This window comes from Nonomuraea longispora, from assembly GCF_004348345.1.
Classification (GTDB): Bacteria; Actinomycetota; Actinomycetes; order Streptosporangiales; family Streptosporangiaceae; genus Nonomuraea; species Nonomuraea longispora.
On the sequence record NZ_SMJZ01000463.1, the window covers coordinates 1 to 425 of the forward strand.

At 74.8% G+C, this 425-nt stretch carries 1 pseudogene; it reads left to right on the top strand.

Features of this window, described 5'->3' with window-relative positions:
• Window positions 1-264 (top strand): annotated as a pseudogene (locus E1267_RS43940) (DNA polymerase III subunit gamma and tau); the annotation flags it as partial.
• Window positions 265-425 lie beyond the last annotated feature (161 nt).

Below are 425 nucleotides of genomic sequence, written 5' to 3' on the forward strand. Positions count from 1 at the left end.
GGCCCGGGGCTGGCCGCCGCGCGGTCGGCGGCGAAGGCGGCCGCGCAGTCAGGCCCTCGCGTCCCTTCGCCCCGCGCAGGCGCGGCTTCCCGCGGCGGGACCGCGGCATGGCCGGACGCGATCCCCGGCCGCTCCAAGGGCCTGGACGCCGACGATGTCGACCCGCTCAACGACGCGGACGCCGACGTGGACGCGGTCTCGGGCATGGCGTTGCTGGAGCGCGAGCTCGGCGCCCAAGTGATCGGTGAGATCGACCACACCTGACCGCGCCTGATCGCTCCCGGCCCGAATCTGCCGCCTCGTCGCAGGCGGCCATGTCTGGACTTCGAGGCGGGGCAGGGCACTGGTGCAGCGCAACATGAGCGCCGTTCCGGGGCAGGTCGCGTGGGCTTCCGGCCCCGGTCCACCGGGGAGTTTCATGGAGC